16 protein-coding genes are annotated in these 25,077 nt (G+C 62.2%); 12 read left to right on the top strand and 4 right to left on the bottom strand.

Features of this window, described 5'->3' with window-relative positions; all coding sequences use genetic code 11:
- Positions 1 to 78: 78 nt before the first annotated feature.
- From AD666_RS04845 to AD666_RS04825, 5 genes are read left to right on the top strand one after another with little or no spacing between them, the layout of a single operon-like run.
- Entirely contained in the window at positions 79 to 915 is an 837-nt protein-coding gene (locus tag AD666_RS04845; protein ID WP_053148110.1) for a sulfotransferase, read from the top strand.
- Positions 916 to 968: 53 nt separating this feature from the next.
- Positions 969 to 8,210, top strand: coding sequence for an Ig-like domain-containing protein (locus tag AD666_RS04840; protein WP_053148108.1), 7,242 nt, complete (start codon positions 969 to 971; stop codon positions 8,208 to 8,210).
- A 44-nt stretch (positions 8,211 to 8,254) separates the two neighbouring features.
- Positions 8,255 to 9,766 (top strand): TolC family protein, encoded by a 1,512-nt coding sequence (locus AD666_RS04835; protein WP_053148105.1) that lies wholly within the window; start codon positions 8,255 to 8,257, stop codon positions 9,764 to 9,766.
- A 12-nt stretch (positions 9,767 to 9,778) separates the two neighbouring features.
- Positions 9,779 to 10,564, top strand: a complete 786-nt coding sequence (locus AD666_RS04830; RefSeq protein WP_053148103.1) for an aspartyl/asparaginyl beta-hydroxylase domain-containing protein — start codon at positions 9,779 to 9,781, stop codon at positions 10,562 to 10,564.
- Complete coding sequence (locus AD666_RS04825) at positions 10,552 to 11,496, top strand: aspartyl beta-hydroxylase (RefSeq protein ID WP_053148100.1); 945 nt, start codon at positions 10,552 to 10,554, stop codon at positions 11,494 to 11,496. The genes AD666_RS04830 and AD666_RS04825 overlap by 13 nt, the downstream gene beginning before the upstream one ends.
- A 164-nt stretch (positions 11,497 to 11,660) precedes the next feature.
- Here the strand turns inward: AD666_RS04825 and AD666_RS04820 are convergent, their stop codons facing one another.
- Positions 11,661 to 12,422: a slipin family protein gene (locus AD666_RS04820; protein WP_053148098.1), complete on the bottom strand. Its 762-nt coding sequence runs from the start codon at positions 12,420 to 12,422 to the stop codon at positions 11,661 to 11,663.
- Between the two features lies 1 nt (position 12,423).
- Positions 12,424 to 12,912 (bottom strand): NfeD family protein, encoded by a 489-nt coding sequence (locus AD666_RS04815; RefSeq protein WP_371259565.1) that lies wholly within the window; start codon positions 12,910 to 12,912, stop codon positions 12,424 to 12,426.
- A 218-nt stretch (positions 12,913 to 13,130) separates the two neighbouring features.
- On the opposite strand from AD666_RS04815, the gene AD666_RS04810 reads away from it, so the two are divergent.
- The 4 genes from AD666_RS04810 (at position 13,131) to AD666_RS04795 (ending at position 15,932) form a co-directional block, all read left to right on the top strand.
- Entirely contained in the window at positions 13,131 to 13,376 is a 246-nt protein-coding gene (locus AD666_RS04810; RefSeq protein WP_053148094.1) for a DUF2789 domain-containing protein, read from the top strand.
- Between the two features lie 107 nt (positions 13,377 to 13,483).
- Complete coding sequence (locus AD666_RS04805) at positions 13,484 to 14,065, top strand: alpha/beta hydrolase (protein WP_053148092.1); 582 nt, start codon at positions 13,484 to 13,486, stop codon at positions 14,063 to 14,065.
- 59 nt (positions 14,066 to 14,124) lie between these two features.
- Entirely contained in the window at positions 14,125 to 14,979 is an 855-nt protein-coding gene (locus tag AD666_RS04800; RefSeq protein WP_053148090.1) for a sigma 54-interacting transcriptional regulator, read from the top strand.
- A gap of 170 nt (positions 14,980 to 15,149) precedes the next feature.
- Positions 15,150 to 15,932: a MetQ/NlpA family ABC transporter substrate-binding protein gene (locus AD666_RS04795; RefSeq protein ID WP_053148088.1), complete on the top strand. Its 783-nt coding sequence runs from the start codon at positions 15,150 to 15,152 to the stop codon at positions 15,930 to 15,932.
- A 307-nt stretch (positions 15,933 to 16,239) separates the two neighbouring features.
- Here the strand turns inward: AD666_RS04795 and AD666_RS04790 are convergent, their stop codons facing one another.
- Positions 16,240 to 17,400: an AAA family ATPase gene (locus AD666_RS04790; RefSeq protein ID WP_053148086.1), complete on the bottom strand. Its 1,161-nt coding sequence runs from the start codon at positions 17,398 to 17,400 to the stop codon at positions 16,240 to 16,242.
- 182 nt (positions 17,401 to 17,582) lie between these two features.
- Between AD666_RS04790 and AD666_RS04785 the strand changes: the two genes are divergently transcribed.
- Genes AD666_RS04785 through AD666_RS04775 form a run of 3 tightly spaced genes read left to right on the top strand, consistent with a single transcriptional unit; the run spans position 17,583 to position 22,791 of the window.
- Positions 17,583 to 18,686, top strand: a complete 1,104-nt coding sequence (locus AD666_RS04785; protein WP_053148083.1) for an efflux RND transporter periplasmic adaptor subunit — start codon at positions 17,583 to 17,585, stop codon at positions 18,684 to 18,686.
- Positions 18,683 to 19,747 (top strand): efflux RND transporter periplasmic adaptor subunit, encoded by a 1,065-nt coding sequence (locus AD666_RS04780; protein WP_053148081.1) that lies wholly within the window; start codon positions 18,683 to 18,685, stop codon positions 19,745 to 19,747. Before AD666_RS04785 ends, AD666_RS04780 begins: the two co-directional genes overlap by 4 nt.
- On the top strand, positions 19,744 to 22,791 hold the full coding sequence (locus tag AD666_RS04775) for an efflux RND transporter permease subunit (RefSeq protein WP_053148079.1): 3,048 nt from the start codon (positions 19,744 to 19,746) through the stop codon (positions 22,789 to 22,791). Before AD666_RS04780 ends, AD666_RS04775 begins: the two co-directional genes overlap by 4 nt.
- A 40-nt stretch (positions 22,792 to 22,831) precedes the next feature.
- Here the strand turns inward: AD666_RS04775 and AD666_RS04770 are convergent, their stop codons facing one another.
- A complete protein-coding gene (locus AD666_RS04770) occupies positions 22,832 to 25,036 on the bottom strand; it encodes a heavy metal translocating P-type ATPase (RefSeq protein ID WP_053148077.1) in 2,205 nt (734 codons plus the stop codon).
- Positions 25,037 to 25,077 lie beyond the last annotated feature (41 nt).

Here is a 25,077-nt window from a genome sequence, read left to right as displayed (position 1 = left end):
TATCAAAGTACTACTAGGCGACATTTGTTTCCTCGGCTACGCTTTGCGCTACAAAGGGACTACAAATGGTGAAGGGATTTGTCGCAGTTTCACTTTATCTCCGGCCTGCCACGCTCGGGCTCGACCCTCCTCTCCGCGATTCTGCTGCAGAATCCACGCTTCCATGCCGGCATGACCAGTCCCGTTGGCTCACTGTTCAGTGGCGTCCTGCAACAATGCAGCGCCGGCAGTGAGTTTGGCTCGGTGATCGACACCGAGCAGCGTCGGCGTCTGTTGCGTGGACTGTTCGACTCGTACTACGCCGACAAGGCCGACAAGCCTGTCATCTTCGATACCAACCGCCATTGGTGCGCCCGGCTGCCGGCCTTGCAGGATCTTTTCCCTCAGGCCAAGACCATCGCGTGCGTGCGCAACGTCGCCTGGATTCTCGACAGCCTGGAGCGGCTCTATCGCGCCAACCCGTTCGAGAACACCAAGCTGTTCAACGACGATGACGAGCGCAACACCGTCTACAGCCGCTGCGAAACCCTGGCCCAGCGTAATCGCCTGGTGGGGTTTGCCTGGACAGCGCTCAAGGAAGCCTATTACGGGGAAAACGCCGAATCGCTGCTGATCGTTGATTACGACCTGCTGAGCCAGGCCCCCGAGCGAGTGATGCGGCTGGTCTACGAATTCATCGGCGAGCCGTGGTTCGAGCACGATTTCAATCACTTGACCTACGACGCGCCAGCCTTCGACCAGGCCCTGGGCGTGGCCGGGCTGCACAAGGTCAAGCCCAGGGTCGCGCCGCAGGCCCGGCGCACGCTGCTGCCGCCGGATCTGTTTGAAAAATATGCCGAGTTGTCGTTCTGGCGCGACGGGTCCGCCAGCGCTGCCAATGTCATCCGTGTGAAAACCGACGCCGCGATCAGCTGATCGCGGTTTTCTTTCATTCGCGTATTCAAGAAGTTCGAGTCCAGGTGATCGTCATGTGGTGGAGCAAAGGTAAATCGCGGGTAACCGAGGGCGCACAGGCCCTGGCATCGCCAATGATCATGTCCCTGGAGCCGCGAATGTTGTTCGACGGCGCGGTGGCCGCCACCGTGGCCGACGCGGCGCAGCCGGACGCCCAGCCCACGGCCGAAGCCGCCAAGACGCCCACCGCCGATCAGTCGGCCGATAGCAGCCATGCGCCCCAGGGGCAGGTGGATGCCACCCAGGCCGCCGTTCCGGGCAAGTCCGTGGTGTTTGTCGACTCACGGGTCAAGGATGCCGCCAACCTGCTCGAGGGCGTGGCGCCCGGTACCGAGGTGGTGCAACTGGATGCCACCAAGGATGGCCTGCAACAAATCGCCGATTACCTGGACACCCACCAGGGCATCAGCTCGGTGCAGATCATCGCCCACGGTAACGCCGGGGACCTGTGGCTGGGCAACAGCTATTTGTCGGCGGACAACGTCCAGGCCCGCAGCGAAGTGCTGGCGCAGATCGGCCAGGACATGAATGTTGGCGGCGATATCCTGATCTATGGCTGCTACACCGCCGAAGGTGATCGCGGCCTGAGCCTGGTGGATTCCCTGGCGCAGTTGACCGGCCGTGACGTGGCGGCATCCAACGACCGCACGGGCCTGGGCGGTGACTGGGAACTGGAAATCGCCACCGGCAACATCGAAAGCGCCAATGTGCTATCGGCCAAGGCCATGAGCGAGTACCAGTGGGGCCTGGCCACCTGGACCGCCACCAACAATGCCAATTCCGGCGTGGGCTCCTTGCGCGCGGCCTTGGGTTCTGCGCAGAACGGCGACATCGTCACATTCAACAGCAGCATGACCGTCGCCCTGACCCAGGTACTGGTGGTGAACAGGAACGTCACCATCGATGGCGACCTCAACAATGACAACGTTGCCGATGTCACCCTGGATGGCCAGTTCCGTACCCAGGTCATCAGCGTGTCGTCCGGTACCACGGCCACCCTCGACGGCCTGGTGATTACCCGTGGCATCGTCTCGGGTAATGGCGGTAATGGCGGCGACGATGCGCTGGTGGCCAAGGGCGGCGGGATCTATAACGCCGGCACCTTGACCCTGCGTAACGTCACGGTCACTGCCAACGTGGCGGCAGGCGGCGGTGGCGGTGGCGGTGTGACGCCGGAATACGCCGGTGGTGGCGGCGGCGGTGGTGGCGCGATCGGCGGAGGGATCGGCGGTCGCGGTGGCGATACGCTCAACTCCTCGGGCTCCCTTGGCTCGACCAACCAGGGCGGTGCCGGTGGTGGCTTCTTCAATATCGGTGGCCGTGGCGGCTCCTCTACCGGCGGTGCCGGCGGCGCTGCCTATCCCGGCTACAGCACCGGTTCTGCCGGTGGCTCGGCCTCCAGCGCCGGGTTATCCATTGGTGGCGGTGGCGGCGGCGACGGCTATAACGACATCGGCGGTGCCGGCGGTGGCGCAGTCGGCGGTATCTACAACGACACCGGCGCGACCCTGCGGATCATCGGCAACTCGGTCATCTCCAACAACGTCGGCGCAGGCGGCGGTGGTGGCGGTGGTGGTGCCGGCGGGGGCTACACCCAGGCGGGCGGCGCGGGCGGTGTCGGTGTCGGCGCGATCTGGAACAAGGGGGCGGTGCTGATCACCGCCGCCAACTTCGCGGCAATGAGTGGCAACGCCGGCGGCAGCGGTATTGGTGGGACGAGTGCCGGCACGGCCGGTGTCACTCCGGCGTCAGTGGCCAATGTCTATGGTGACGGCGGTACCATCAATACCAACTATGTACCGGACGAAACCCCACCTACCGCGACCATCGTGGTTGCTAACACCAGCTTGAACTCCGGCGCCACGTCGCTGGTGACCATTACCTTCTCCGAAGCCGTGACGGGCCTGAGTGCCTCGGATCTGACGGTGCAGAACGGCACCATCGGTACGCTGACCAGCGGCGACGGCGGTGTCACCTGGACCGGCACCCTGACCGCGGCCAGCAATATCACCGATACCACCAACCTCATCACCCTGAACAACACCGGGGTCTCCGACCTGGCCGGCAACGCCGGCGTGGGCACCACCGATTCGAACAACTACGCGGTCAACGACACCGTGCTTCCCACCGCCTCCATCGTGGTGTCCGACACCGCACTCAGGGCTGGTGAAACCTCCCTGGTGACCATCACCTTCAGCGAAGCGGTAACCGGTCTCACCACTGCCGACCTGACGGTCGCCAACGGCACGCTCACCGGCCTGAGCAGTGCCGACGGCGGTATCACCTGGACGGCCACCCTGACCCCGGACGCCAGCGTCACTGACACCAGCAACCTGGTGACCCTGGACAATACCGGCGTTGCGGACCTGTCCGGCAACGCCGGTACGGGAACGACCAACTCGAACAACTATGCCATCGACACCGCCCGTCCAACGGCCACTATCGTGGTGGCGGATACAGCGCTGAGCGTTGGTGAAACCTCCCTGGTGACCATTACCTTCAGCGAGGCCGTGACCGGCTTCACCACCGCCGACCTGACTGTCGCCAACGGCACGATCACCGGCCTGAGCAGCGCCGACGGCGGCATCACCTGGACCGGGACATTGACTCCGAGCGCCAGCATCAGCGACACCACGAACCTGGTCTCGTTGAACAGTGGCAGCATTGCCGACCTGTCCGGGAACGTGAATACCGGCACGACCGACTCCAACAACTATGCGATCGATACGCTGCGCCCGACGGCTACCATCGTAGTGGCCGATACGGCGTTGAGCGCCGGCGAAACGTCCCTGGTGACCATCACCTTCAGCGAGGCCGTGACCGGTTTCACCCTGGCCGACCTGACGGTTGCCAACGGCTCCCTGAGTGGCCTGAGCAGCAGCGACGGCGGCATCACCTGGACCGCCACTCTGACGCCGAGCGCCAGCGTCACTGATGCGACCAATCTGATCATCCTGGCCAATACCGGTGTACTGGACGCGGCCGGCAACGCCGGCACCGGCACCACCAACTCCAACAACTACGCGATCGACACCCAGCGCCCGATTGCAACCATCGTGGTCGCCGATACGGTACTGAGCGTGGGTGAAACCTCGCTGGTGACCATCACATTCAACGAAGCCGTGACGGGCCTGACCACCGCCGACCTGACGGTCGCCAACGGCACGGTCACCGGTCTGAGCAGTGGCGACGGCGGCATTACCTGGACGGGAACCTTTACACCGACGGCGGGCATCAGCGATACCACGAACCTGATCACCCTGAACAACACCGGGGTGGCTGACGCCGCGGGCAACGCCGGCAGCGGGACCACCGATTCCAACAACTACGCCATCGACAACGTGCGTCCGACCGCCACCATCGTGGTCGCCGACAGCACGCTGAGCGCGGGCGAAACGTCGGTGGTCACCATTACCTTCAGCGAAGCCGTCACCGGTTTCACCCTGGCCGACCTGACCGCGGCCAACGGTGTGCTGAGCGGGCTGAGCACCAGCGACAACATCACCTACACCGCGACGTTCACCCCATCGGCCGGCATTTCCGATACCAGCAACCTGATCACCCTGGATAACACCGGCGTCACGGACGGAGCGGGCAACGCGGGCAGCGGCACCACCAATTCCAACAATTACGCGGTCGATACCCAGCGCCCGACCGCCACCATCGTCGTGGCCGATACGGCGTTGAGTGTCGGTGAAACATCATTGGTGACCATCACCTTCAGCGAGGCGGTCAGTGGCTTCGACAATTCTGACCTGACCGTCGCCAACGGCACGCTGAGTGCAGTCAGCAGCAGCGATGGCGGCATTACCTGGACCGCTACCTTTACCCCTGCCCTGGGCGTCGTCGACACCACCAACGTGATCGTGCTGAACAACGCCGGCATCAACGACGCGGCGGGCAACACCGGTACCGGCACCACCAGTTCGAACAACTACCAGGTCGACACCAACGTGCCGACGGCGACCGTGGTCATCGCCGACTCGTCGCTGAGCATCGGTGAAACCACGACGGTGACCATCACTTTCAACGAAGCGGTGAATGGGTTCGACAACAGCGACCTGACGATCCGCAACGGGACGCTGAGCAATGTCTCATCCATCGACGGAGGCGTTACCTGGACCGCGACTTTCACCCCGAGCGTCGGTATCTCCGATACCAGCAACGTCATCACCCTGGACAACACCGGGGTGCGCAATGGCGCGAACAACGCCGGCGTAGGCACCACCGACTCCAACAACTATGCGGTCGATACCGTGCGCCCCACCGCGACTATCGTCGTCGCCGACACGGCCATTGCCGCTGGCGAGACCTCGCTGGTGACCATCACTTTCAGCGAGGCGGTGACCGGTTTCACCAGCGCCGACCTGACGGTCGCCAACGGTTCGATCTCCGGACTGAGCAGCAGCGATGGCGGCATCACGTGGACGGCCACGTTCACGCCGACCGGTGGTATCACCGACACCAGCAACGTCATCACTCTCGCCAATGGCGGCGTCGCCGACCTGGCCGGCAACGTGGGCAGCGGCACGACGGACTCCAACAACTACAGCGTCGACAGCCAACGCCCGGTCGCCACCATTGTGGTGGCCGATTCCAACTTGAGTGTCGGCGAAACGTCATTGGTGACCATTACCTTCAGCGAAGCGGTGACTGGCTTCACAAATGACGACCTGAGCGTTGCCAACGGAACCCTGAGCGCCGTCAGCAGCAGCGACGGCGGCATCACCTGGACGGCCACGTTCACCCCGGCTCCCGGTACCCGGGATGCGACCAACCTGATTACCCTGGACAACAGCGGTGTGAGCGATGCGGCTGGCAATGCGGGTACTGGCACCACCAATTCCGGTAACTATGCCATTGATACCCAGGTGCCGACCGCGACCATTGTGGTAGCCGATACTTCCCTGAGCATCGGCGAGACGTCGCTGGTGACCATCACCTTCAACGAAGCGGTGAGTGGTTTCGACAACAGTGACCTGACCATCAGCAACGGGACGCTGAGTAACGTTTCGTCTTCCGATGGCGGCGTCACCTGGACGGCGACCTTCACCCCGAGCGTCGGCGTTTCCGATACCAGCAACCTGATCACCCTGGACAATACCGGGGTGCGCAACGTTTCGAACAACGCCGGCGTCGGCACGACCGATTCCAACAACTATGCCGTCGATACCGTGCGTCCCACCGCGACTATCGTCGTCGCCGACACGGCCATTGCCGCTGGCGAGACCTCGCTGGTGACCATCACTTTCAGCGAGGCGGTGACCGGTTTCACCAGCGCCGACCTGACGGTCGCCAACGGTTCGATCTCCGGACTGAGCAGCAGCGATGGCGGCATCACGTGGACGGCCACGTTCACGCCGACCGGTGGTATCACCGACACCAGCAACGTCATCACCCTCGCCAATGGCGGCGTCGCCGACCTGGCCGGCAACGTGGGCAGCGGCACGACGGACTCCAACAACTACAGCGTCGACAGCCAACGCCCGGTTGCCACGATTGTGATGAGCGATTCGACGTTGAGACCGGGTGAAACCGCACAGGTGACCATCACCTTCAGCGAGGCGGTGACCGGTTTCACCAACGACGACCTCAGCGTTGCCAACGGCACCCTGAGCGCTGTCAGCAGCAGTGACGGTGGCATCACCTGGACAGCCACCTTCACGCCGACCGTGGGTCTGAGCGACGCCACCAACCTCATTACGCTGGACAATGCCGGCGTGAGCGACGCGGCCGGCAATGCGGGGACCGGTACCACCAATTCGACCAACTATGCGGTCGAGACCCGAGTGCCGACGGCCACTGTCGTGGTTGCGGACAGCTCGCTCACAGTGGGCGAAACCTCCCTGGTGACCATCACCTTCTCGGAAGCGGTCAGCGGTTTCGACAATTCGGACCTGAGCGTTGCCAACGGCACGTTGAGCAACGTTTCGTCTTCCGATGGCGGAGTGACCTGGACCGCCACCTTCACGCCGGCAACCAGTGTCAGCGACACCAGCAACCTGATCAGCCTGGACACCAGCGGCGTGACCAACGTATCGGGCAACAGCGGCGTCGGCGTGGTGGACTCCAACAACTACGCAGTCGACACAGTGCGTCCGGGCGCCACCGTCGTGGTGGGCGACAACACCCTGGGCATCGGCCAGACCACTACCGTGACCATCAGCTTCACAGAGGCGGTGACCGGGTTCGACCTGTCAGACCTCAGCGTTGCCAATGGCGTGTTGTCCAATCTGTCCAGCAGTGACGGCGGCCTGACCTGGACCGCGACCTTGACGCCGACAGCGGGCGTCAGCGACACCACCAACCTGATCCTGCTCGATGCCAGCACGGTGCAGGACGTCGCCGGCAATGCCGGCGTGGGTATCGCCATCTCCGGCAACTATGCGCTCGACGCCACCCGGCCGACCGCGACCATCGTCGTCGCCAATCCGAATCTGGGCGTCGGCCAGACGACCCAGGTGACGTTCACCTTCAGCGAAGCGGTGACCGATTTCGACCTGTCGGACCTCAGCGTCACCAACGGTGAACTGACCAACCTGACCACCAGCGATGGCGGCAGGACCTGGACCGCGACGTTCACCCCGACGGTGAACCTGACTGACCCGAGCAACTTCATCGCCCTGGATACCAGCAATGTCAGTGACCTGACAGGCAACGCCGGGGCCAGCGTGGCGGTGTCCAACAATTATGCAATCGACACCGTGGTGCCTAACGACGTGAAGCCACCACCGGAGTTTTTGACAACGGACCCGATTACGGTCGTTCCACCGTCCGACGTGCCGTTGCAGCCGATCATCTTTAACCCGCCGACAGGCGACCTGGGATCGCCGTTGGGCTTCCCTCCGTTGTTTGAGCAGCGGGATGTGGGCGGCGGCCTGCGGCCGATAGGCGACATCTTCATCAACCGTGGCGAACTGGCGCCGAGCTATATTGCCCAGGTCTTCAGCAACGACGCCGGCGGCGATGGCTCGGGGCATGGGTTCCTGGGCTTTGGGGGCGGCGATGGCGGTGTGTTTGGCATCAGCACGATCTCGAGCCTGTTCAATCAGGACTCCGGTTCCGAAAGCGAGTCGCTGGACGCCTTCGACAACCCGTCGATGCAGGGCGGGGATGTGTCCCAGGGGATACGGGGAATGTTCGGGGCACCGACGCTGGGCCAGCAATTGCAGCACCTCAAGGACACTGAACAGCGTCAGGTCGACAGCCTGGCAACGGCTCTACAACAGGTGGGTATCAGTCGGGTACTGGCCTGAAGAATTCAAAAAAAATTGTGCGGCAGCCAGGGGCAATCCAGGGAATGAATAGAAGTCAGAAGTTATTCGGTATGAGTCTGCTGGCGTTGGTGGTCAGCGGGTGTGCAGTCACCAGTGAACCGATCGATCGCAGCGCCAGTGAACAACGCGCCAAGACCGACTTGCAGAACATGTACAAGGATCAGGAACCCCTCAGTGGTCCGCTGACCCTGCACCAGGCCATGGCCCGGGCAGTGAAGTACAACCTGGAAGGCCGCCTGAAGGTCATGGAAGAGGCCCTGGCCAAGCGGCAACTGGACCTGGCCAGTTTCGACATGCTGCCGCGCATGGCGCTGGACGCGGGTTATGTCGGTCGTAACAACGTCAACGCCTCCAGTAGCCAGAGCGTCGAGACCGGCACCCAGTCCCTGGAACCGTCGACCTCCCAGGACCGCGACCGTGAAGTGGCGGACCTGACCATGGTCTGGAACGTGCTCGACTTCGGTGTCAGCTACATTAGCGCCAAGCAGGCCGGCGACCAGCGCCTGATCGTACAGGAGCGCCGGCGCAAGGTGATCAACACCATCGTCCAGGACGTGCGCTCGGCCTACTGGCGAGCCATGGCCGCCGAGCGGTTGCTCAAGCAGATCGACAGCCTGATGGCCCGTGTCGAGGCGGCGCGCAACAACAGCCAGAGCATGAGCGAGCAGCGCATCGGTGACCCGGTGCAAGCCTTGGGTTACCAGCGTTCGCTGATCCAGGCGACCCGCCAGCTCGAAGAGCAACGGCGTGCGTTGTCCCTGGCCAAGACCGAACTGGCGACCCTGATCAACTTGCCGCTGGGCACCGAACTGACCTTGGCGACGCCGGATGAATACGAGATCCCGGAACTCAAGGTCGACATGGCCCGCCTGGAACAGGAAGCCCTGACCAGCCGCCCTGAACTGCGCGAGCAGGACTACCAGACACGTATCACTGCCGCCGAGACCCGCAAGGCCATGCTGCGCTTGTTGCCGGGGCTGGAGTTTTCTGCCGGCGGGCATTACGACAGCAACTCGTTCCTGGTGGAGCAGGGCTGGGCCGACTATGGCGTGAAAGTCACCTGGAACCTGTTCAATGTGATCTCCGCGCCGGCGGCCATCGACGTGGCCAAGGCCGGTGAAGAAGTGGCGGCGGCGCGTCGCCAGGCGATGTCGATTGCGGTGCTGGCGCAACTGTATGTCGCCAATGCCAACTATCGTGATGCGCTGCGCCAGTTCAAGACCAACCAGCAACTGTCGGACATCGACGGGCAAATCGTCGGTCAATTGCGCAGCCGTCATCAGGCCGCCGGCATCGGTGAGCTGGACCTGATCCAGGGCGAGCTCAACACCTTGCAGGCCGATCTGCGGCGGGACCTGTCCTATGCCGACCTGCGCAACGCCTATGGCCAGATCTTCGCCAGCGCTGGCCTCGACCCGTTGCCCGACGAAGTGAAATCCACCGAGGTGCAGTCGATTGCCACGGCGCTGGCCAATCGTGAAGCCGCCTGGGCACAGGGCGACATCACGGTTCCCAAGGCAGCGGTGACGCCCTGACAGGGCGCTGCCATGACGCGCCCTGCGTTCTCACGGCTGCCGGTGGCGGTGAACCTGCCCTTGCTATTGCAAGCACTGGCGGCCATTGAAGACGAGTGCTGGCAGGGGCATTTCAACAATGCCTACCACACCGGCGACTGGAGTGGCGTGGCGCTGGTTTCGGCTGCCGATGCGTTGACCGAATTGTCACCCGGACGCGGCCAGCCCTTGTTCCGGGCGCCCTGGACAGCTGACGGTCGTTGGCAGGAAGCGTTGCGTGATTGGCCTCTGGATATCGTCTCGGCCCGATTGCTGCGACTCGGGCCCGGCGGACGGATTCACGAGCACCGTGACTATGACTTGGGTGGGCCGGACGGTGACCTGCGTCTGCACATCCCCTTGCTCAGTCCGCCTGAAGTGGATTTCTGGCTGGATGGACAACGCATTCCGATGAAGGCCGGAGAGTGCTGGTTCCTCGACTTGTCGCGGCCCCATCGCGTGGATAATCGAGATGCGTTGCCAAGGGTTCATCTGGTACTCGATTGCCGTCCTGACCCATGGCTGGAGCAGCAGATTGTCCAAGGGCTACCTGCCACACCGGCCGCTGGCACCGGCCAAAGCGACTTGATGCGTTTTCAGCAGCAGGTGCAAACCGATCTGCAACTTGCCCGGACCCTGCGAGGGTTGCACGACGTAGAGGCTTTCGCCGAACGTGTCATCGAGTCGGCTGCCCGGTGCGGGCTGCATGTCACTCGCGAAGAACTGCGCGCGGCCATGCGCAACGGCCGTCGGCAGGGGCGTGAGCAATGGAAGGCCTGAGCCTGGACGGCTGGCTGCCGATCCGCGTATGGCAGGAGAGCGGGCAGTGGAAGGTCGATTGGTGCTGGTTCGGGGATCGACGATTGTCGCAGCCGTTTTTCGGCGACGCGGTGGAGCAGGCCATGCGCTTGCCATTCAACCAGGTGTTTCGTCGTCAGACGCCTTTGAGCAGCCTGGCGCAATGGCAACGGCAAAGTCCTGGTCTTGATCCCGGTGTGTTCATTTTCCACGCCTCCCGATGCGGTTCGACATTGGTCAGCCAGATGCTTGCACAACTGCAAGACCACATCGTCATCTCCGAGCCTGCGCCGCTGGATACCCTTCTGCGTTGCGAGTTGCCGCACGCTGAGCGGTGCCTGGCACTCAAAGGGTTGTTGTCGGCCTACGGGCAACGCCGACGAGGTATCGAGCAGCGGCTGGTAGTCAAACTCGACGCCTGGAATATCGGTGAATTGCCACTGCTGCGCGAGTGCTTTCCCGATACCCCCTGGCTGTTCGTGTATCGCGATCCCGTGGAAATCGCCGTTTCTCACTTGCGCCGTCCCGGCATGCACATGGTGCCCGGTATGATCGGAGCGAGTGTGCTGGACGATGAATTGCCATTCGCCGGGCAGGAAGATTTCATCCCGCGACGACTGGGGCGTCTGCTGCAAACAGGCGTGGAGCACTGCCGGGCGTTTGCCGGAAGGGTGGTCAACTACGGCGAATTACCCGGGGCGATGGCGGGCAGGCTGGCGGATTTTTTCCGGCTGGATGATGCACAACTCAAACAGGCTTTTGCTGCAGTCGGACAACACGCCAAACAACCGTTTCAGGCATTTACCGGTGATAGCGAGGACAAGCGTCGGGAGGCTTCGCCGCTGTTGCGCGAGCGGGTGATGCATTGGGCTCAGGAGCCCTACGAGGCGCTTGAGCGCCTGAGAAAATCCTGAGGCCACAGGGATGGGCGTACTTTAGGCTCAGTTTTAAAAAGTCTTGAGACGAAGGTCAGGCAAGGCGAAAACCGGCGAGGAAGCGCAGTTTACTGGAGTAAATGAGCATTCCGAGCCGGTTATCAACGCAGCATGAACGAGTATCAAGGCTTTTCAGACAGAGCCTAAGGCTTGTTGGGCGACAGCTCTGCCATCCCCTTGAGCAATTCGATCGGCAGTGGAAACACGATGGTAGAGCTCTTGTCCCCGGCAATGGACCCCAGCGTCTGCATGTAGCGCAGTTGCATGGCACCCGGCTGGCGCCCGAGCATTTCGGCGGCCTGCATGAGTTTTTCCGAAGCTTGCAATTCGCCTTCGGCGTGGATCACTTTGGCCCGTCGCTCCCGTTCGGCTTCGGCTTGCCGGGCGATGGCGCGGATCATCGATTCGTTGAGGTCCACATGTTTGATCTCGACGTTCGCCACCTTGATACCCCAGGCGTCGGTCTGGGCGTCAAGCACCTGTTGGATGTCGCCGTTCAACTGCTCGCGTTCGGCCAGTAATTGATCCAGGTCGTGTTTACCGAGGACGGCGCGCAGGGTGGTCTGGGCCAGTTGGCTGGTGGCCATGAGGAAATTTTCCACCTGGATAATTGCCTTCTGCGGGTCGAGTACTCGGAAATACAGCACCGCGTTGACCTTCACCGAGACGTTGTCGCGGGTGATCACGTCCTGAGGCGGTACGTCGAGCACAATGGTGCGCAGATCGACGCGGATCATTTGCTGGACCACCGGAATCAGCAGGATCAGCCCCGGTCCTTTGACTTGCCAGAACCGCCCCAGTTGGAACACTACCGCCCGTTCGTATTCGCGCAGGATCCGGAATGTGGACGCCGCCAGCGCGATCAACAGTATCAGCAGCAGCGTAAAACCGATTTGCATACCCATCTCATGCTCCTTGTGAATCGGCGGGGGCCACTTCCAGCAGCAGCCCCTTTCGAGCGATGACGCGTACCGCTTGCCCGATTCGCAGCGACGTCGCACAAGCCACCTGCCAACGCTCGCCTTCCAACCGGACCCAGCCATGGTGATGATTACCGGCCTGCAGCTCAGTCACCGTGACGACGCTGCCCAACAAGGCGGAATCGCCGCTGACAGGTTGGCGCGGGTGGGTCTTCAATGCACGAACCAACAGGACGATCAGCAACAAGGCGCTGACCAGCCCCAACCCGATCATCAAGGGTACAGGCACGTCGGCGTTGGTCAGGATGATCGCGCCGATGACACACGAGACAATGCCCCCCAGCCCGGCCACGCCGTAATTGGGCAAGGCCGCTTCAACGACCAGCAGTGCCGCGCCCAGGGCAATCAACCAAAACCCCATCGAGTTGGCGGCCGCCAGCCCGAGGTCCTCGGCGCCGAACGCAGGTGTGCTCATGACCAGCAAGGCGACCAACACGAAGCGAATGTTCACCGGACCCTCCACAGCACCGACTCGGGTGGCTTCACTTACAGTCTAGCCGAGTCATGGATTGATCGAACTCCGAACAGTCTGGCGGTCATTCAAGGGCTAGACTACCAAGAGACTAAACTGCCAAGAGACTAAACTGCCAAGAGAAAAACGCGTCCTGCCATCCTTGAAGTCCAGGAGCCCCCATGGAAAAGCCAGTCCACAACCTCCCTGCGTTGTTCAAGCAACTGGGTCTGCCCGACGATGCCGAGAGTATCGATAAGTTCATGGTCAGCCATTCACCCCTCAAGCCCGGCCTGCACCTGGCCGACGCCTTTTTCTGGAGCGAGGGCCAGCGGCAGTTGCTTCGGGAGGAAATTCTCGAGGACGCGGATTGGGCGGTGCTGGTGGATCAGTTGGATGTGTTGCTCAGGAAAGGGCGTGAGGGGTGATTCGTATTGACTAATATTTTGGTTATTAATAAATAGCTTCTTATTCCTTAAAGAATATAACTCTCCTGCCTATACTCGTGCCTGAACTGACACGCAGGAGAGCACCCATGCGCAACGAATCGATTCGCTACCTGATTGTGCCGGGCTGGCAAGGATCGCCGGAAAATCATTGGCAAACCCACTGGCAGAACAGCCTGCCCAACAGCGTCCGGGTCGAGCAGGCCGATTGGTTGACGCCCCGGCGCGAAGACTGGGTCGCCGCACTGGCCGAAGCCATCGCCGCCGACAGCACGCCAGTGATCCTCATCGCCCATAGCCTGGGTTGCATCACGGTTGCCCATTGGGCCGCCACTGCGCCGTTGCAACTTCTCAGGCAGGTGCGTGGGGCGTTGCTGGTGGCGCCCGCAGATGTCGAGCGCCCGGCCTGCGCTCCGGCGTTGCGCAATTTCGCGCCGATTCCCTGCGACCTGTTGCCATTCCCAAGCCAAGTGGTCAGTTCCGACAACGACCCTGCCATCAGCGCCCCCCGTGCGCTGGAACTGGCGCGCCGCTGGGGAGCCGAGGCCGGGATCCTGTCGGGGGCGGGACACATCAATGTGAAGTCCGGCCACCATCGTTGGGAGCAGGGTTTCGCGTATCTCTACCGGCTGCAAAACCGCCTGGAGCACCATGCCCTGCGTCGCGCGTGAACCGCCCGTGAATATAAGTGCCCTCCCGTCTTGCCGACGGTGCAGGGCTGGAGTCTGCCATGAGTTCGCATGAGCATTTCGGTCAGTCATTGCTGACCTTTCCCGATGCGGAAAAAAGCCCCCTGAGCATCCGCGCCAAGGCGCTGGTGTTTGTCGACCCGCGTTCGCGGCAGTTGCGCCAGGAATTGGAAACATTGGCACCGCGCTCGGTCTCGGTGTTGATCCGCGGTGAAACCGGTACCGGCAAGGAATTGCTGGCCCGTCACATCCATCGCGAGAGCAATCGCGGTGGGTTGTTTGTGTCAGTCAATTGCGGCGCCATCAGCCCGACCTATGCCGACGCCGAATTGTTCGGTTATGCCGCCGGCAGCCATAGCGGCTCAGCCAGCAGCCGGGCCGGGTGGTTCGGCTCGGCCAATGGCGGCACGCTGTACCTGGATGAGATCGGCGATCTGCCGCTGCCGATCCAGGTCAAATTGCTGGCCGCCCTGGAAAATCACGAAGTCACCCGTGTGGGCGCCCATCAACCCAGCCCCGTGGACGTGCGACTGGTCGCCGCCACCAGCATCGACCTGGCGCAAGCAGTGGCCGCCGGGAAATTTCATGACCGGCTGTATCACTACCTGAGTGAAGGCCGGCTCGAGTTGCCGCCCTTGCGCGAACGGGTCGGCGATATCCTGTCCCTGGCCGAATATTTTTTGGGCATCTACAGCCAGCGCCTTGGCCTGGCCGTGCCGCTGATCAGCGAAGCGGCGCAACGTGCGCTTGAACGGCACAGTTGGCCCGGCAACACCCGCGAGTTGGAGAACGTCATTCATTTTGCGTTGTTGGTGAGCATTGGGGATTACATATTGCCGGAACATCTTAATTTGCCGCGTTTAACGGAAGCTCGGATATCCGATTCGCATGTCTAGCAGGAGCAGAGGGCACCATATAAATTATTGATATATGTGAATCTATAAAAGATATTGTTAAGGAATAAAAAATATCGGTATCTTCCGTACCACGCCAGCGATAGCACTTCGCTGGCACCTTCACATAGGCCGTCGTCAATGACGACAGTGATATTCGATAAGGACACTGCATGAAAAAGGTTCTGTTGTTCACCGCATTGGCGGCAGCCCTGACCTCGGGCCTGACCCAGGCGGCGGATAAACTGGTGGTGGCGGCGACTCCGGTGCCCCACGCTGAAATCCTCGAACTGATCAAGCCGGCCCTGGCCAAGGAAGGCGTCGACCTGCAGGTCAAGGTCTTCACCGACTACGTCCAGCCCAACGTACAGGTAGACCAGAAGCGCCTGGACGCCAACTACTTCCAGACCTTGCCCTACCTGAAGAACTTCAACGAAGGCAAAGGTACGAATCTGGTGACTGTGATCGGCGTTCACGTCGAACCGTTCGGTGGCTATTCGAAGAAGTACAAGAACCTGGCCGATCTGCCAAACGGCGCGACCATCGCGCTGCCTAACGAAGGTAGCAATAGTGGGCGTGCTCTGCTTCTGCTGCAGAAGGCTGGCCTGATCGAGCTCAAGGATCCGAAAAACGCCCTGGCAACGCCGAAAGACATCGCCAAGAACCCGCACAACTTCAAGTTCAAGGAACTGGAATCGGCCATGCTGCCACGGGTCCTGGACCAGGTTGACCTGGATCTGATCAACACCAACTATGCCTTGGAAGCAGGTCTTAACCCAGCCAAGGACGCTCTGGTGATCGAAGGTTCGGATTCGCCCTACGTGAACTTCCTGGTAGCCCGTCCTGACAACAAGGACAACCCGGCCATTCAGAAACTGGCCAAGGCCCTGACCAGTCCTGAAGTGAAGGCGTTCATCGAGAAGAAATACAGCGGCGCGGTATTGCCGGCGTTCTGATCGGACTACGCGTGCTTGAAACCTTCAACGCCGACGGCTTGCCAGCGTCGGCGTTTTTTATTGCCTGGATTCCTCTATGCAGGCCGTGTCTTCAATGCCCGGCGCAAGGCCATCAACAGTTTGACGATATCTTGTGGGTCCAGGGGTTGCGGAGCTTTCACGTTAGCCATTTTTATCGTCCTTGTGATGGAAGCCATGGAGTCTGGCCTTGAGCTGTGATTCCTTGGAGAGGTTGCTAGAAAATTAGACCCATCCTACAGCGCAAAGGAAAATAGCCTTCTTACTCGGCCTCTGCAAATACCGTCAGTCAATCCGGCCAGTTCCACGCAGGAGCATCCAGCATGCCCTGGCCCACTACGCCGGTCTGGCCCAGGTCTTTCTCCAGCATGATGCAGTTGCAATCGTCGTCCTGCTGCAAGGCGGCGATCAGGCGCGTGGCGTGGGATACGACCCAGACCTGGCAATTGGCCGAAGCCCGGATGATCAGCCGCGCCAAGGCAGGCAACAGGTCCGGGTGCAGGCTGGTTTCCGGCTCGTTGAGCACCATCAGCGAGGGCGGTCGCGGCGTGAGCAGGGCGGCCACCAGCAGCAGATATCGCAGGGTGCCGTCCGACAGCTCGGCGGCGGATAGCGGACGCAGCAGGCCATGCTGCTGGAATGCGATGGCGAAACGTCCGCCCTGGAGTTTTTCGATGTCCAGGCGGGCGCCGGGAAATGCATCGCCGATGGCGGCATGCAGCGCCTCGACGTCGCCGATTTCAAGGATGGTCTGCAGGGCGGCCGCCAGGTCGCGGCCGTCGTGGTGCAGCACCGGCGTGCGGGTGCCCAGTTGCGGCTGGCGCACCGGAGCCTCGGCGTCGCTGCGAAAATGATCATAGAAACGCCAGCGACGGATGAACTCGCGCATCTGCAAGACCTCCGGGGACGTGCGCAGGCTGCCAACCTGGTCGAACAGACTGTCGAAGGTGCTGGTGTGCTGGGTCAGGACATCCCATGAGCGGCCCTCCCGGGCGCGCACCATCGGCCCGTTGCGGTCCACCAGCAGGCTGGCGGGACGAAAGACCGGCCCGGCCCAGATGGTTTCGCGCTTGATCTGCGGATCCAGCGAAAACGCCGAGCGACTGGGTTCCGGCAGGCCCAGGGCGATCGAATAGGAAAAATCTTCGGCGGCGAATCCCAGGCGCAGGCGTTTTCTGGCCTGGCGTACGTTGCCCTGGACGGGGACCTCGCCGTTGCGCATGCGTCGGCTGATGTGTTCCGGCCCGGCCCAGAAGGTCGAATCCAGTCCGCCTTCACGAGCCAGGGCGTTGACGACCCCGCCTTGGGCCGTCTCCGCCAACAGCCGCAGGGCGCGATACAGGTTGGATTTTCCGCTGCCGTTGGGACCGGTGATCAGGTTCAGGCGGCCGAGGGGAATGACCAGTTCATTGATGGATCGGTAGTTGGCCACCGCAAGGGTCTTGAGCATGAGAGATTGTCCTGCTGGCTGGACTTGCAGGCGCCGACTCGCTTGGCTTGCCATTGCCTGCGCAAAAAAAGAGCAGTTTGCCTGATTGCTTCTGCATTGTGATTCTGTGCAACCACTGAACCCTGCTCTAAGCTCACAGTCGTATCGTCACTGGCACGTCCGTACAACGCAAAGGAGTCTGCATGGCTGGTCCCCGCATCAAACTGGTAGTTGGCCTGGGCTTGTGTGCGTTGTTGGTGGGGTGTGGTGATAAAAAGCCCGAGGAAAAAGCATTGCCACGGGTGTTCGTACAGCAGGCCATGCCCACCGAGTATGCGGCCTCGGTGACCCTGACCGGCGACGTCCAGGCTCGGGTGAAGACAGACCTGTCGTTCCGCGTGGGCGGCAAGATCATCGAGCGCAAGGTCGACGTGGGCGACCGTGTCTCGGCCCGGCAGGTACTGGCCCGACTCGACCCGCGGGACTTGCAGACCAATGTCGACTCCGCCGAGGCCCAGGTGGCCGCCGAGCAGGCGCGGGTCAAGCAGAGTGCGGCGGCGTTCGTGCGCCAACAGAAGCTCTTGCCCAAGGGCTACACCAGCCAGAGCGAATACGACGCGGCCCAGGCGCAACTGCGCAGCAGCCAAAGTGCGTTGACGGCTGCCCAGGCTCAACTGGCCAACGCGCGGGAGCAATTGAGTTACACCGCATTGATTGCCGACGCCCCGGGTATCATCACGGCGCGGCAGGCGGAGGTTGGTCAGGTGGTACAGGCCACGGAGCCGATTTTCAGCCTGGCCCGCGATGGCGAGCGCGATGCGGTGTTCAACATCTACGAATCCTTGCTGAGCGAGCCACCCTCTGATCCGGCGATCGTCATCAGTCTGTTGGACAACCCCGCGATCCAGACCACCGGCAAGGTGCGCGAGATCACCCCGGCGGTGTCCGCCGAGACCGGCACCGTGCAGGTCAAGGTCACCCTCGACGATCTGCCCGAAGGCATGCGCCTGGGATCGGTGGTCAGTGCCACCGCCAAGTCCGCCGGCAGGACAGCGGTGGAGCTGCCATGGTCGGCCCTGACCAAGGACCTTCGCGAGCCGGCCGTGTGGCTGGTGGACGACGAGGGCAGGGCACGGTTGCGAACCGTCACCGTCGGCCGCTACCTGACCGGCAAGGTCATCATCAGCGACGGCCTCAAGGGCGGCGAAAAAGTGGTCACCGCCGGCGGGCAATTGCTGCACCCCGGCGTACGGGTCGAGATTGCCGAAAATACCTATGAAAAACCCCCGACGGGAGTCCAGCCATGAAGCGCTTATGGATGATCTCGGTCGGATTGTTGCTCGCGGCCTGTTCGAAAGAAGAAGTGCCGCCGGAGCCGGTGCGCCCGGTATTGTCGGTTGAGGTCCGGGCCTTGGATCAACAGGCGCTGGGGCGGTTTGCCGGCAATATCCTGGCGCGTTATGAAAGCAACGTCGGTTTCCGTGTGCCGGGACGGATCGCCAGCCGCAACGTCGATGTCGGTGCCGAAGTGAAGAAGGGCGATTTGCTCGCCACCCTCGACCCCACTGATCAGCAGAACCAGTTGCGCGCCGCCCAGGGCGACCTGGCGCGGATCGAGGCGCAGTACATCAATGCCCAGGCCAATGCCCGTCGGCAACAGCAGCTGTTCGACCGGGGCGTCGGTGCCCAGGCGCAGTTGGATATGGCTCAGACCGAGTTGAAAACCACCGGCGCCTCCCTGGAACAGGCCCGGGCCTCGGTGGAGCAGGCCCGCGACCAACTCAACTACAGCGAACTGCGGACCGACCACGACGCTGTCGTTACCGCCTGGAACGCCGAGGCCGGGCAAGTGGTGACAGCCGGCCAGCAAGTGGTGACCCTGGCGCGACCGGACGTCAAGGAGGCGGTGATCGACCTGCCGGCCGGGCTGGCCGAGCGTCTGCCCGAGGACGTGGTATTCGAAGTCACCGCGCAACTGGACCCGGCCACCCGCACCACCGCCATCGTGCGCGAGATCGAGCCCCAGGCTCAGAGCGCCACCCGCACCCGCCGGGCGCGCCTGACCCTCACTGATACCCCGCCGGGCCTGCGCCTGGGCACGGCCATCAGCGTGACCCTGAGCTCGGCCATCGAGCCACGGATCGAACTGCCGCTCAGTGCCTTGCAAGAGGTCGATGGCAAAGCTCGGATCTGGCTCGTTGACCCGCAGAACCAGACCGTCTCGCCCCGTGATGTGCGCATCCTTGAGCGAACGGCCGACACGGTGCTGGTGGCCAACGGTATCAAGCCCGGCGACCGCGTGGTCAGCGCCGGTGTGAACAGCCTTCAGCCGGGGCAGAAAGTGAAACTTGACGAGGACGTACGATGAAAGGGCCCTTTAACCTCTCCGAATGGGCCCTGCGGCATCAGTCATTCGTCTGGTACCTGATGTTCGTTGCGCTGTTGATGGGCGTGTTTTCCTACATGAACCTGGGGCGCGAGGAAGACCCGTCGTTCACCATCAAGACCATGATCATCCAGACGCGCTGGCCCGGCGCGACCCAGGAGGAAACCCTCAGGCAGGTCACCGACCGCATCGAGAAGAAACTCGAGGAGCTCGATTCCCTCGATTATGTGAAAAGCTACACCCGGCCCGGGGAGTCGACGGTGTTCGTGTATCTGCTCGATACCACCAGTGCCAAGGACATTCCCGAGATCTGGTACCAGGTGCGCAAGAAGATCAACGACATTCGCGGTGACTTTCCCGAGGGCTTGCAAGGCCCTGGGTTCAACGACGAGTTCGGTGACGTCTATGGTTCGGTGTATGCCTTTACCGGCGATGGCCTGTCGATGCGCCAGTTGCGTGACTACGTGGAGCAAGTGCGCGCCGAGATCCGCGATGTGCCCGGCCTGGGCAAGGTAGAAATGATCGGTGAGCAGGACGAGGTGTTGTACCTGAACTTCTCCACTCGCAAGCTCGCCGCCCTGGGCATCGACCAGCGCCAGGTGGTGCAGAGCCTGCAATCGCAGAACGCGGTGACCCCCGCCGGAGTGATCGATGCCGGCCCCGAGCGTATTTCCGTGCGCACCTCGGGGCAGTTCCAGTCGGAGAAAGACCTGGCCAACGTCAACTTGCGGCTCAATGACCGCTTCTATCGACTGGCCGACATCGCCGAGATCAGCCGCGGTTACGTCGACCCCGCCACGCCGATGTTTCGTTTCAATGGCACACCGGCGATTGGCCTGGCCATCGCCATGAAGAAGGGCGGCAACATCCAGGATTTCGGCAAGGCCCTGCATGCGCGCATGAACGAACTGACCGCCGATCTGCCGGTGGGCGTAGGCGTGCACACGGTGTCGGATCAGGCCGAAGTGGTGAAGGAAGCAGTGGGCGGCTTCACCAGTGCCTTGTTCGAGGCGGTGGTGATCGTACTGGTGGTCAGTTTCATCAGTCTGGGCATCCGAGCCGGACTGGTGGTGGCCTGCTCGATTCCGCTGGTGTTGGCGATGGTCTTTTTGTTCATGGAGTACAGCGGCATCACCATGCAGCGAATCTCCCTCGGCGCGTTGATCATCGCCCTCGGCCTGCTGGTGGACGACGCGATGATCACCGTGGAGATGATGGTCACCCGCCTTGAAAAAGGCGAAACCAAGGAACAGGCCGCGACGTTCGCCTATACCTCTACCGCGTTTCCGATGCTCACCGGGACCCTGGTGACCGTGGCGGGTTTCGTGCCTATCGGCCTGAACGCCAGCTCCGCCGGCGAGTACACCTTTACCCTGTTTGCCGTGATCGCCGTGGCGATGCTGGTGTCATGGGTCGTCGCGGTGCTGTTCGCCCCGGTGATCGGCGTGCATATCCTCAGCACCAACGTAAAACCCCACGACAATGAACCGGGACGGATCGGTCGGGCGTTCAACGGTGGTCTGTTATGGGCGATGCGCAACCGCTGGTGGGCCATCGGCATCACCGTGCTGCTGTTCGTGCTGGCGGTGTTCTGTATGCGTTTCGTGCAGAACCAGTTCTTTCCCTCTTCGGACCGGCCGGAGATCCTGGTGGACCTCAACCTGCCGCAAAACGCTTCGATGGATGAAACCCGCAAGGCCGTCGACCGCCTGGAAGCGACCCTCAAGGACGATCCGGACATCGCGCGCTGGAGCACCTACATCGGTGAGGGCGCGATTCGTTTCTACCTGCCGCTGGACCAGCAATTGCAGAACCCGTACTACGCGCAGTTGGTGATCGTCAGCAAGGGCCTGGAGTCGCGCACGGCACTCACCGAGCGTTTGCAAAAGCGTCTGCGCGAAGACTTCGTCGGCATCGGCAGCTACGTGCAGTCACTGGAAATGGGACCTCCGGTGGGACGGCCTATCCAGTACCGGGTCAGCGGCAAGGACATCGACCAGGTGCGCAAGCACGCCATCGAACTGGCTACCGAGCTGGACAAGAACTCGCACATCGGCGAAATCATTTACGACTGGAACGAGCCGGGCAAGGTGCTGCGCGTCGACATCGCCCAGGATAAGGCTCGGCAACTGGGCTTGTCTTCCGAGGACGTCGCCCGGTTGATGAACAGCATCGTCAGTGGGTCGCCGGTGACTCAGGTCAATGATGATATCTACCTGATCAATGTAGTCGGGCGTGCTGAGGATGCTGAACGTGGGTCGCCGGAAACCCTGCAGAACCTGCAGATCGTCACCCCAAGTGGTACCTCGATTCCGCTGCTGGCATTCGCCACCGTGCGCTATGAACTGGAGCAACCCTTGGTGTGGCGGCGCGACCGCAAGCCGACCATCACCATCAAGGCCGCCGTGCGCGATGAAATCCAACCCACCGACCTGGTGAAGCAACTGCAACCGGACATCGATAAATTCGCCGCCGGCTTGCCGGTGGGCTACAAGGTCGCCACCGGCGGTACCGTGGAAGAGAGCAGCAAGGCCCAGGGCCCGATTGCCAGCGTCGTGCCATTGATGTTGTTTTTGATGGCGACGTTCCTGATGATCCAACTGCACAGTGTGCAGAAGCTGTTTTTGGTGGCGAGTGTCGCGCCCCTCGGCTTGATCGGCGTGGTGTTGGCGCTGGTGCCGACGGGCACGCCCATGGGCTTTGTGGCGATCCTCGGAATCCTCGCGTTGATCGGCATCATCATCCGTAACTCGGTGATCCTGGTGACCCAGATCGATGAGTATGAGCGTGCCGGCTACACGCCTTGGGACGCCGTGGTGGAGGCCACCGAGCACCGGCGCCGGCCGATCCTGTTGACGGCGGCCGCGGCTAGCCTGGGGATGATCCCCATTGCACGGGAGGTGTTCTGGGGGCCCATGGCCTACGCGATGATTGGCGGGATCATCATTGCTACCCTGTTGACCTTGTTGTTCCTGCCAGCGTTGTATGTGGCCTGGTACAAGATTCGAGAACCGCAGCGTGATTGAAGGGGGCTGCTATGCAGCCCATCGCGAGCAGTTCGGCGTTTTACTTACGCAACAACCGCAACCCATTGAACACCACCAGCAAGCTGACCCCCATGTCGGCAAACACCGCCATCCACAGGGTGGCGAATCCGGTGAAGGTCACGCCGAGGAAGATTGCCTTCACCACCAGGGCCAGAGCGATGTTCTGCTTGAGGATGGCCGATGTTTGTCGGGACAGCCGAATGAAGGCGGGGATCTTGCGCAGGTCGTCGTCCATCAGGGCGACGTCGGCCGTTTCGATGGCGGTATCGGTGCCGGCAGCCGCCATGGCGAAGCCGATCTCCGCACGGGCCAGGGCAGGGGCGTCGTTGATACCGTCGCCGACCATGCCGACGCGATGCCCTTTGGCGTACAAGTCTTCGATGGCCCGCAGCTTGTCTTCCGGCAGCAAGTCACCCCGAGCCTGATCCATGCCCACCTCCCCGGCAATCGCCTCGGCGGTATGGACGTTGTCGCCGGTAAGCATCAGAGTCTTGATGCCCAGATCATGCAATTGCCGGATGGCTTCGCGGCTGGAGTCCTTCACCGTGTCGGCCACGGCGAACAAGGCCAGTGGGCCCGAGCTGTCGAGCAGCAGCACCACGGACTTGCCCTGTTTTTCCAGGGCGAAGAGTCGCTCTTCCAGTTCTGGCGAACACAGGCCCAGGTCTTCCACCAGACGATGATTGCCCAAGTGATAAGTGGTGCCGTCGATATCGCCGCGCACACCGCGTCCCGGTAATGCCTGGAAGTTATCCACAACCTGCGGTTTACCCGCAGCAGCTATCGCTTTTGACACCGGATGGTCGGAGCGGGCGGCGAGGCTGGCAGCCAGGGCCGGCGCGCTGGTCTCCACCGTCGGGTCCAGCGGCAGGTAATCGGTTTGCACCGGTTTGCCGTGGGTGATCGTGCCAGTCTTGTCCAAAGCCAGGTAATCCAGTTTGTAACCGCCCTCCAGATACACGCCGCCCTTGATCAGGATGCCCTTGCGCGCCGCTGCGGCGAGGCCGCTGACGATGCTCACCGGGGTGGAAATCACCAGCGCACAAGGACAGGCCACCACCAGCAACACCAGCGCTCGGTAGAGCCAGTCGAACCACGGCGCTGCCATGAACAGCGGCGGGATAAGGGCCACCGCCAGTGCCAGGGCGAACACTGTCGGAGTGTAGATTTTCGAGAATTGATCGACGAAGCGCTGGGTCGGTGCCCGTGAACCCTGGGCTTGTTCCACGGCGTGGATGATCCGGGCCAGGGTGGAATGCTCGGCCTTCGCCGTCACGGTGTATTCCAGCTCACCGGCCTGGTTGATCGTGCCGGCGAACACCTTGTCGCCTACGGCTTTCTCCACCGGCAGGCTTTCGCCGGTGATGGGCGCCTGGTCGATAGTGGATCGGCCGGCCACCACATCACCGTCCAGACCAACGCGCTCACCAGGGCGAACCCGCACCCGCGCGCCTGGGGCGATGGTCTTGACCTCTTGCACTTGCCAGGCGCCATCGGCCTGTTGCACGGTGGCCTGTTCCGGCGCCATCTGCATCAAGCCGCTGATGGCATTGCGCGCTCGGTCAAGGGATTTGGCTTCGATCAGTTCGGCCACGGTGAACAGGAACATCACCATCGCCGCTTCCGGCCATTGACCGATCAACACCGCGCCGGTCACGGCGATGCTCATCAGGGCGTTGATGTTCAAATTGAGGTTCTTGAGGGCGATCCAGCCTTTCTTATACGTACCGAGGCCGCCGCTGAGGATCGAAACCAAGGCGATGATGGCAACCACCCAATTCGGTGCGGCCCCCGTGAAATGGATCACTTCGGCGCCCAACGCGGTGACACCGGACAGCGCCAGCGGCCACCACGGTTTGGTCGGGGCAGGCAGGCTGGCGGTTTCTTTCTCCTGGCCCGGCGTCAGTGGCTCGGCCTGCATGCCCAGGGACTTGATCGCCTCGATGATCGGCGTGTCGTCAGGCAGCGCGTGGGTCACGTCGAGTACGCGGTTGATCAGGTTGAATTCCAGCCGCAGCACGCCCTTGAGCTTGCCGAGTTTGTTCTGGATCAGCGTCTGTTCGGTGGGGCAGTCCATGGCTTCGATGCGAAAACTGCTCTGGCGCGAACCTTTCGTCGGCGCTTTGCCAAGATCGATTACCGCCGGGGGCGCCTTCGAGGCGCAGCAGGAATGCCCGTGGTCATGGCCGTGGCCGGGTTTGTGGGTATGGAGGGAATCGCTCATCAGTGACATCCATGAAAAAGTGCTTGTTGCGCAGTAAAGAC

It is taken from the genome of Pseudomonas sp. Pf153 (genome assembly GCF_001269775.1).
Taxonomy (GTDB): Bacteria; Pseudomonadota; Gammaproteobacteria; order Pseudomonadales; family Pseudomonadaceae; genus Aquipseudomonas; species Aquipseudomonas uvaldensis.
This window is presented reverse-complemented; position numbering and strand designations above follow the sequence as displayed.